Origin of the sequence: Rahnella sp. GSA61A (assembly GCF_019969905.1) — a bacterium.
Lineage (GTDB): Bacteria > Pseudomonadota > Gammaproteobacteria > Enterobacterales > Enterobacteriaceae > Rahnella > Rahnella aceris.
The window spans coordinates 45553-54020 of the sequence record NZ_JAHXYO010000030.1 but is presented as its reverse complement, the minus strand read 5'-3'; the positions used below and the strand labels follow the sequence as shown (position 1 = coordinate 54020).

Sequence of the window (8468 nt, the reverse complement as noted above, 5' to 3'; positions counted from 1 at the left end):
GGGGGCAGTGAGATTGATAATACCGAGAGCTTGTGAAAGTTCCATTTAAAAAGGGTCCATGATGAGCATGAACCCTTTTTACACGAGCCACCGGATCGGTCAACTGATCCTTAAACGATCGGCATTAACCTTCGGGTCGCTTTTTTTATGACTGAAAATCCGCGCGGGCAGGCTGTGCTCAGGATTTTTTCCAGACATTGCCTTCACGTACAAAACCGCAGGCCAGCATAAATGCATCCAGCACGGGTTCCGGATCCGCTTTCATCGTCCAGCTTTCCACCTGCGGCAGTTGCGCCTGCACATCTTCCATCAGATACAATCCGACACCGCGACGGCGCGTGACTTCGCGCACCAGCAAATCACTCAGTTCAGCCTGATTACCGTCGAGCCTGATTTTCACTGCGCCCAGAATGCGTTCATTAAACACCGCAGCGAACAGCGCGCGGTTATTTTGCAGGCTGGCTTGCCAGTCACTTTCAGTTTGCTCCGGCCAGATTTTTGCCAGGTCGATCAGGTCCTGCACGCTGAGCGACGTCAGTTTTTGGATAGTTAATTTCATGATGCGCAAGGTCAGAAAAAGGGAGCGTCAGTGTAGCGGAATCCACCAGAAATCGGGCGTAACTTTTTTTGTACAGTAACAGGTCGAAAAGTTTTTTAGTGATCTCTGCATAAGCGATAAATGTTGGCTTTAATCAATAAAGCCAGTGTTAACGACTGATTGTTTAAATCTACACCGCCTTTTCAGCCAAATAAAATTCTGTTTACACCTCATATTTCTGATTGTGCTATTTGATTTGCAGAAGAAAATTCCTGTTTAATGATATGAATTATAAAGTCTTATTCGAAAATAAGACGAAATAAGCCGGTAACTCGTTATTACTTATACTAAATTTCCTAAGTGATGATGTTTTGAACAGGCAACAAAGAGCAAACCACAACACACACATGAACGGGGTAATCGGATGAAAGTAACAAAGGGTAAGATCTGGCTGGCAGGGTGTATTGCATTAGCAATGAGTCAGGCGGCGTTCGCAAAAGACATCAAAGTCGCCATTGTCGGTGCTATGTCAGGTCCGGTCGCCCAGTACGGTGACATGGAGTTTACGGGGGCAAAACAAGCGATCGCTGATATCAATGCCAAAGGCGGCGTGAAGGGCGACAAACTGGTTGGCGTGGAATATGACGATGCCTGTGATCCGAAACAAGCCGTTGCGGTTGCCAACAAAGTGATCAACGACGGTATTCGTTACGTGATCGGTCACCTGTGTTCTTCTTCCACTCAGCCCGCTTCCGACATCTATGAAGATGAAGGCGTGCTGATGATCACCCCGGCGGCGACTAACGCTGACCTGACCACCCGTGGTTATAAAATGGTGATGCGCACTACTGGCCTGGATTCTGATCAAGGCCCGACCGCAGCGAAATACATCCTCGACACTATCAAACCAAAACGTATCGCCGTGGTGCATGATAAACAGCAATACGGTGAAGGCCTGGCCCGTTCTGTACAGGATGCGCTGAAAAAAGGCGGCGGCAACGTTGTCCTGTTTGAAGGCGTGACCGCAGGCGACAAAGACTTCTCCACACTGGTGGCGCGTCTGAAGAAAGAAAACGTCGATTTCGTTTATTTCGGCGGCTATTACCCGGAAATGGGGCAGATCCTGCGTCAGTCAAAACAAGCCGGTCTGGCAGCTAAATTCATGGGCCCGGAAGGTGTGGGCAACTCCTCACTGTCTAACATTGCCGGTGATGCTTCTGAAGGCATGCTGGTGACCCTGCCAAAACGTTATGATCAGGTACCGGCTAACCAGCCAATTGTGGATGCCCTGAAAGCCAAGAAACTGGATCCAACCGGTCCGTTCGTCTGGACGACTTACGCCGCATTGCAGGCGCTGACTACCGGTATGGAACGCAGCGGCAGCATGGAACCGGCAGATATCGCCAAAAACCTGAAATCAGCGCCAGTGGATACCGTGATGGGCCCGCTGAGCTGGGATGCAAAAGGTGACCTGAAAGGATTCGAATTCGGTATTTTCGAGTGGCATAAAGACGGCACGTCTACCCCAATCAAATAAAACCGCACCAAAGTGGTTCTCCGCTCCCTCCCCTGCGAAGGGGAGGGCTGGGGTGGGGTAGTAATGGCAACGGCGTTGTTTGCAAAACCCCCTCCCAACCTCCCCCTTCGCAGGGGGAGGAGTAGCACAAGTTATCAAACCCTTGATTAATAAGGATAGGGTATGTCAGAGCAGTTCCTCTATTTCATTCAGCAGATGTTCAACGGTGTCACGTTGGGCAGTACTTATGCGCTGATCGCCATTGGTTACACCATGGTTTACGGCATTATCGGCATGATCAACTTCGCCCACGGCGAGGTGTATATGATCGGCAGTTATGTCTCCTTTATTGTTATCGCCGCCCTGATGATGATGGGTATCGACGCCAGCTGGTTGCTGATCGGTGCCGGTTTTATCGCCGCGATTGTAATTTCCAGTGCCTATGGCTGGAGTATTGAACGCGTGGCGTATAAGCCGGTGCGTAACTCCAAGCGGTTGATTGCACTGATTTCTGCCATCGGGATGTCAATTTTTCTGCAAAACTACGTCAGCCTCACGCAGGGCTCACGCGATCTCGCCTTACCGAGTCTGGTGACCGGTCAGTGGAAACTGGGTGAAACCAACGGCTTTGCGGCGACCATCAGCACCATGCAGCTGATTATCTGGGTCGTCACGTTTGTCGCGATGCTGGCGCTGACGCTGTTCATCCGTTATTCGCGTATGGGCCGTGCCTGTCGTGCCTGCGCCGAAGACCTCAAAATGGCCAGCCTGCTGGGGATCAGCACTGACCGCGTGATTTCGCTAACCTTCGTCATTGGCGCGTTAATGGCGGCCGTAGCGGGCGTTCTGCTCGGCCAGTTCTACGGCGTAATCAATCCGTATATCGGCTTCATGGCCGGTATGAAAGCTTTCACCGCCGCGGTTCTTGGTGGGATCGGCAGTATTCCGGGGGCGATGATCGGCGGCCTGATTCTGGGCGTGGCTGAAGCGCTGACCTCAGCGTATCTGAGCACCGAATACAAAGACGTGGTTTCCTTTGCACTGCTGATCGTCGTGTTGCTGGTGCTGCCGACCGGTATTCTGGGTCGTCCGGAGGTTGAGAAAGTATGAAGCGCCTGAATCTGTTAAATGCGCTGGTCTCCGCTTTCGTCCTGCTGGTGCTGGCCGCATTCATCATGGGATTGCAGCTGAGCCTCGACGGCACAAAACTGGTGGTCAACGGCGCCGGTGAAGTGCGCTGGACGTGGATTGCCATCGGCTGCGCCATCGTGTTCGTATTCCAGCTATTCCGCCCGATGGTCAGCAGCGGCCTGAAAAAGGTCTCGGGTCCGGGCTGGGTTTTGCCGAGCTTTGATGGCTCGACGCCGAAACAAAAACTGCTGGCGCTGGTGCTGATTATCGCCGCTATCGCCTGGCCGTTTATCGTCTCGCGCGGCACGGTGGATATCGCCACGCTGACGCTCATCTACATAATGCTCGGCCTCGGTCTGAACGTGGTGGTCGGATTGTCCGGCCTGCTGGTGCTGGGTTACGGCGGCTTTTATGCCATCGGCGCTTACACCTACGCGCTGCTCAATCACTATTACGGCATCGGATTCTGGGAAGCCTTACCGCTGGCCGGTCTGGTATCGGCGGCGTTTGGTTTCCTGCTTGGCTTCCCGGTTCTGCGGCTGCGCGGTGACTATCTGGCGATTGTGACGCTGGGCTTTGGGGAAATCGTCCGCATCCTGCTGCTCAATAATACCGAACTGACCGGCGGACCGAACGGCATCAGCCAGATCCCGAAACCCACGCTGTTCGGGCTGGAATTCAGCCGGACACCGCGCGACGGCGGCTGGGATACCTTCAGCAACTTCTTTAATGTTACGTATGATCCCAGCGACCGCATTATTTTCCTGTACATGGTGGCGCTGTTGCTGGTGATCGCCACATTGTTCATCATCAACCGTTTGCTGCGTATGCCGCTCGGCCGTGCATGGGAAGCCTTGCGTGAAGATGAAATTGCCTGCCGTTCACTGGGCCTGAACCCGACCCGCATCAAACTGACCGCGTTCACCATCAGCGCTGCGTTTGCCGGTTTTGCCGGTACGCTGTTTGCGGCGCGTCAGGGCTTTGTCAGCCCGGAATCCTTCACCTTTGCGGAATCCGCCTTCGTGCTGGCTATCGTCGTGCTCGGCGGGATGGGCTCGCAGTTTGCAGTCATTCTGGCGGCTATTTTGCTGGTGGTTTCCCGCGAACTGATGCGTGATCTCAACGAGTACAGCATGTTGCTGCTCGGCGCATTAATGGTGCTGATGATGATCTGGCGTCCGCAGGGCTTACTGCCGATGAAGCGCCCGCAACTGAAACTGAAGCTGTCTAAGCAACAAATCGCAGATCAGGGGGAAAAGGCATGAGTACGCAACCTCTGTTAGCGGTTGAAGGGTTGATGATGCGTTTTGGCGGCCTGCTGGCGGTCAACAATGTGGCGCTGAACCTCAATCAGGGCGAAATTGTTTCGCTGATCGGCCCGAACGGTGCCGGTAAAACCACGGTATTTAACTGCCTGACCGGTTTCTACAAACCGAGCGGCGGCACCATTAAACTGCGTGATCAGCATCTGGAAGGTTTACCGGGGCAGAAAATTGCCCGCATGGGCGTGGTACGTACTTTCCAGCACGTGCGTCTGTTCCGTGAAATGACGGTGATCGAAAACCTGCTGGTCGCGCAGCATCAGCACCTGAAAAGCGGCGTGCTGGCTGGGCTGTTCAAAACGCCGGGCTTCCGTCGCGCTGAAGCCGATGCTTTGGATCGCGCTGCTGACTGGCTGGAACGTGTCGGATTGCTCGAGCTGGCAAACCGTCAGGCGGGTAATCTGGCTTACGGCCAGCAACGCCGTCTGGAAATTGTCCGCTGCATGGTGACGCGTCCTGAAATCCTGATGCTCGACGAACCGGCTGCCGGTCTTAACCCGCGTGAAACCGAAGAGCTGAACCAGCTGATTGCCGAATTGCGTAACCAGCACAACGTGTCTGTTCTGCTGATTGAGCACGACATGAAACTGGTAATGGGTATTTCCGACCGCATCTACGTAGTGAATCAGGGCACGCCGCTGGCACAAGGCACACCGGCTGAAATTCGTAATAATCCTGACGTGATCCGCGCCTATTTAGGCGAAGGTTAATGGGCGAAGGCTAAGGGACAGAACAAGATGTTGTCATTTAATCAGGTATCCGCCCATTACGGCAAAATTCAGGCGCTGCATGAAGTCAGCCTGAGTATTAATAAAGGGGAAATCGTCACGCTGATCGGCGCGAACGGCGCGGGTAAAACCACACTACTTGGCAGTTTATGTGGCGAACCACGTGCGACGAATGGCTCGATTATTTTCGAAGGAAAAGACATCACGCAGTGGCAGACCGCCAAAATCATGCGTGGCGATATCGCGATTGTGCCGGAAGGCCGCCGCGTGTTCTCACGCATGACGGTGGAAGAGAATCTGGCGATGGGCGGTTTCTTTGCCACACGCGATCAGTATCAGGAACGGCTGGAGCGCGTGTTTACGTTGTTCCCGCGCCTGAAAGAGCGTCGTGTGCAGCGGTCAGGCACCATGTCCGGCGGTGAGCAACAGATGCTGGCGATTGGCCGTGCGCTGATGAGCCAGCCACGTTTGCTGCTGCTCGATGAGCCGTCGCTGGGGCTGGCGCCCATCATCATCCAGCAGATTTTCGATACTATCCAGCAATTGCGCGAAGAAGGAATGACCATCTTCCTGGTCGAGCAAAACGCCAATCAGGCGCTGAAACTCGCTGATCGTGGTTACGTTCTGGAGAATGGTCATGTGGTGCTGGAAGATACCGGTGCGGCATTGCTGGCGAACGAAGCGGTGCGTGCGGCCTATCTTGGCGCATAAATTGGCATCGGATTTTAAAAATCTGTGTTAAATCTAACAAACCGCACGGCAAGCGCTTTGCGGTTTTTATTTTGTCTATAAATTAACATCTCTTACATTCGTATAACTTTGCACATCATCAGGAACATGTCATGAACACAGAAGGTTTACTCGCCGCCCGTATGGTCAGGCTTAAAAGTTCAGCCATCCGGGAATTGCTGAAACATAGCAAGATGGAAGGCGTTATTTCGCTGGCGGGTGGTATTCCTTCTTCGGCGCTTTTTGATTTCGACGGCCTGCGTGAAGCCACACAGCTGGCCATTACTGAACAGCCGGAACATGCATTCCAGTATGGTCTGACCGAAGGCAGTTATACGCTGCGTGAGCGTATTGCTGAGCTTTGTCAGGAGCGTGGTGTGGTTGCGCAGCCTGAAGATATCGTGGTCACTGCAGGCTCCCAGCAGGCGCTGGACTTGGTGATGCGCGCCGTGGTGAACCCCGATGATGTTTTCGTGGTGGAGCGCCCGACCTATCTGGCGGCGTTACAAACCCTGGAACTGGCTGAAGCTAAACTGCTGTCCGTCGGTTCTGATGGCGACGGCATGATTGTTGATGAGCTGGCGGAACGCCTAAAAACGCAGAAGATTAAAGGCGTGTATCTGGTGCCAACGTTCGGAAACCCGAGCGGCGTAACCCTGAGCCGTGCCCGTCGTGAGCAACTGGTGAAACTGGCAGCACAGCACGAATTCCTGATTGTCGAAGATGACCCGTACGGCGAACTGCGTTTCACCGACGAACGCCAGCCGACGCTGTTTGAGCTGTCGAAAGCGATGTTTGGTCACGCGGATAACATCATCTATACCTCAACGTTTTCCAAAATTCTGGCGCCGGGCCTGCGTCTGGGCTGGGTCATTATGCCAGACTGGTTGCTGCATAAAGTCGCCATCATCAAACAGGCCGCAGATCTGCATGCCAGCGCGCTGTCGCAGACCATTGCGGAATATTATCTCGGTCTGGGTCGTCTGCCGAAGCAGATCGAAACCATCCGTGCGGCGTATAAAAACAAATGCCAGATCATGGCCGGACTGCTGGAACGCGAGCTGGGCGATGTGCTGACGTTTGAATATCCGAAAGGCGGCATGTTCCTGTGGGCGCGTTTCCGCGAGCCGCGTAACTGCGCTGACTGGATGAAAAAGACGCTGGAGCAGGGCGTGGTGTTTGTCCCGGGGGAATTCTTCTATGCCGATAATCCGGATCACTCGACCTTCCGTCTGTCATTCGCCACCGCGACCGAAGAGCAAATGCACGAGGCAGTCGCCCGTTTGAAACGCGCCCTGTAATTTTCCCGTATTTCTCATCTAAGGCGCTTTGTTTATACAAGGCGCTTTATTTTTGCTCCGTCGCTCTGGCGCCAGAAAAAGTGGGGTCGTTTAAGGGTAAACCTCTATCTGCCAGACAGCCAGGGGCAGTTGCTGGCAGGTACAGTACCTCATTCATATTGCTCCCTGATATTCCACGGTATACCGCACATTTAATAAAAAAAATTGAATTTATAACACTTGGTCATTTAACCCTTATTGTATTAAGGTCATGTCAACACGAAATCAGGGAGGTTTATCGTGGCAGATATCAATAACGTTTCAAGTGATATAGACGATGTTGCAAATAGAATTTCAGATATCATCATGTCCCCAGCCACAATTACCGGATTAATAAATGGAGCGCTTACCGTTCCTTTAGATATGGGTTACCTGGCCATAGGATATTTTGATACAGATTCCCGTTTTGCACATCAGACACAGCGTTTTCGCATGGCTGAAGCAATACATAATGACATACTCAATTACAAGTATATAACAAATGCGGTAGAGATCATATTTAAAGAATTCGATAAATATGCTTCAGTGACCAAACAAAATAATGTCTATCGTGGCGTGGCATCCTCGATTGCCGGGCGTTTACTTACCGCGAAACTTATTGCGGTGATTGGTGCTGCTGTGCTGGCGAGAGTGTCATTTATCGGTGCACAAAGTGCCAAAAACTGGATTGGCAGGGTGACGATGATTTTGCTTATAGGGGGAATGAGTGAGCGCTCAATAAGAAAATCAGAAAGCCTTGCCATCGAAGCACCGGAGATTTACTGGCTCCTTCGACCCCATGATTATGACCTTACCTACTTTCTTTTTGAACCCGCTGTTAAGCCGTTCATCGATGCGGTGCACATAGGTGCTACGCGCGGACAGCCTGCGTTTGACAGGATAATCGATGCTGTAGGGCGAAAACTGCATGTCACACAATAAACCGCTTCTTGTTGTCGCAAAAGGCGCAGCGAAATGGGTGATATTTGCCGTCGTCAACGTATGGGATTTTTTTGAATCTGTGCTTTTTGTTGGCGGGTTAATCGGAAGCCTTATGCTGCCAGTTGTGTGGCCTATGAAATTCGTTTATGCCGCAGGATGGCTGGTTTGTTTCTTCTGTGTATCAAAGTGCATCGGAAAAATAGAAGGCTATAGGAAAAAAAAGCCGAAACATTAAATTAAGGA

General features: G+C 52.3%; 9 protein-coding genes. 8 read left to right on the top strand and 1 reads right to left on the bottom strand.

Translation table 11 applies throughout. The annotated features are described in order from the left end of the window. Positions 1–178 precede the first annotated feature (178 nt). The gene (panM, locus tag LC431_RS24535) at positions 179–559 is read right to left on the bottom strand and encodes an aspartate 1-decarboxylase autocleavage activator PanM (protein ID WP_013577469.1); all 381 of its coding nucleotides are present in this window, start codon (positions 557–559) and stop codon (positions 179–181) included. 403 nt (positions 560–962) lie between these two features. On the opposite strand from panM, the gene LC431_RS24530 reads away from it, so the two are divergent. From LC431_RS24530 to LC431_RS24495, 8 genes are all read left to right on the top strand, one after another. Continuing rightward, positions 963–2075, top strand: coding sequence for a branched-chain amino acid ABC transporter substrate-binding protein (locus tag LC431_RS24530; RefSeq protein WP_013577468.1), 1113 nt, complete (start codon positions 963–965; stop codon positions 2073–2075). 162 nt (positions 2076–2237) lie between these two features. Further along, positions 2238–3164 carry a high-affinity branched-chain amino acid ABC transporter permease LivH gene (gene livH, locus LC431_RS24525; protein WP_013577467.1) on the top strand — a complete coding sequence of 309 codons (927 nt, stop codon included), beginning with the start codon at positions 2238–2240 and terminating at the stop codon, positions 3162–3164. Next, the gene (locus tag LC431_RS24520) at positions 3161–4450 is read left to right on the top strand and encodes a high-affinity branched-chain amino acid ABC transporter permease LivM (RefSeq protein WP_037035404.1); all 1290 of its coding nucleotides are present in this window, start codon (positions 3161–3163) and stop codon (positions 4448–4450) included. The genes livH and LC431_RS24520 overlap by 4 nt, the downstream gene beginning before the upstream one ends. Further along, entirely contained in the window at positions 4447–5217 is a 771-nt protein-coding gene (livG, locus tag LC431_RS24515) for a high-affinity branched-chain amino acid ABC transporter ATP-binding protein LivG (RefSeq protein ID WP_013577465.1), read from the top strand. Before LC431_RS24520 ends, livG begins: the two co-directional genes overlap by 4 nt. 27 nt (positions 5218–5244) lie before the next feature. Further along, positions 5245–5946, top strand: coding sequence for a high-affinity branched-chain amino acid ABC transporter ATP-binding protein LivF (gene livF, locus LC431_RS24510; RefSeq protein WP_013577464.1), 702 nt, complete (start codon positions 5245–5247; stop codon positions 5944–5946). Positions 5947–6077: 131 nt separating this feature from the next. Beyond that, entirely contained in the window at positions 6078–7265 is a 1188-nt protein-coding gene (locus tag LC431_RS24505) for a PLP-dependent aminotransferase family protein (RefSeq protein ID WP_013577463.1), read from the top strand. Between the two features lie 345 nt (positions 7266–7610). Then, entirely contained in the window at positions 7611–8225 is a 615-nt protein-coding gene (locus LC431_RS24500; RefSeq protein WP_223510409.1) for a hypothetical protein, read from the top strand. Further along, positions 8212–8460, top strand: a complete 249-nt coding sequence (locus LC431_RS24495; protein WP_121020186.1) for a hypothetical protein — start codon at positions 8212–8214, stop codon at positions 8458–8460. Before LC431_RS24500 ends, LC431_RS24495 begins: the two co-directional genes overlap by 14 nt. The last annotated feature ends 8 nt before the right edge of the window (positions 8461–8468 follow it).

What these genes read in the sequence shown, in the direction of transcription:
- panM (WP_013577469.1), bottom strand. Translation starts at nt 559, where the DNA reads ATGAAATTAACTATCCAAAAACTGACGTCGCTCAGCGTGCAGGACCTG.
- LC431_RS24530 (WP_013577468.1), top strand. Translation starts at nt 963, where the DNA reads ATGAAAGTAACAAAGGGTAAGATCTGGCTGGCAGGGTGTATTGCATTA.
- livH (WP_013577467.1), top strand. Translation starts at nt 2,238, where the DNA reads ATGTCAGAGCAGTTCCTCTATTTCATTCAGCAGATGTTCAACGGTGTC.
- LC431_RS24520 (WP_037035404.1), top strand. Translation starts at nt 3,161, where the DNA reads ATGAAGCGCCTGAATCTGTTAAATGCGCTGGTCTCCGCTTTCGTCCTG.
- livG (WP_013577465.1), top strand. Translation starts at nt 4,447, where the DNA reads ATGAGTACGCAACCTCTGTTAGCGGTTGAAGGGTTGATGATGCGTTTT.
- livF (WP_013577464.1), top strand. Translation starts at nt 5,245, where the DNA reads ATGTTGTCATTTAATCAGGTATCCGCCCATTACGGCAAAATTCAGGCG.
- LC431_RS24505 (WP_013577463.1), top strand. Translation starts at nt 6,078, where the DNA reads ATGAACACAGAAGGTTTACTCGCCGCCCGTATGGTCAGGCTTAAAAGT.
- LC431_RS24500 (WP_223510409.1), top strand. Translation starts at nt 7,611, where the DNA reads ATGTCCCCAGCCACAATTACCGGATTAATAAATGGAGCGCTTACCGTT.
- LC431_RS24495 (WP_121020186.1), top strand. Translation starts at nt 8,212, where the DNA reads ATGTCACACAATAAACCGCTTCTTGTTGTCGCAAAAGGCGCAGCGAAA.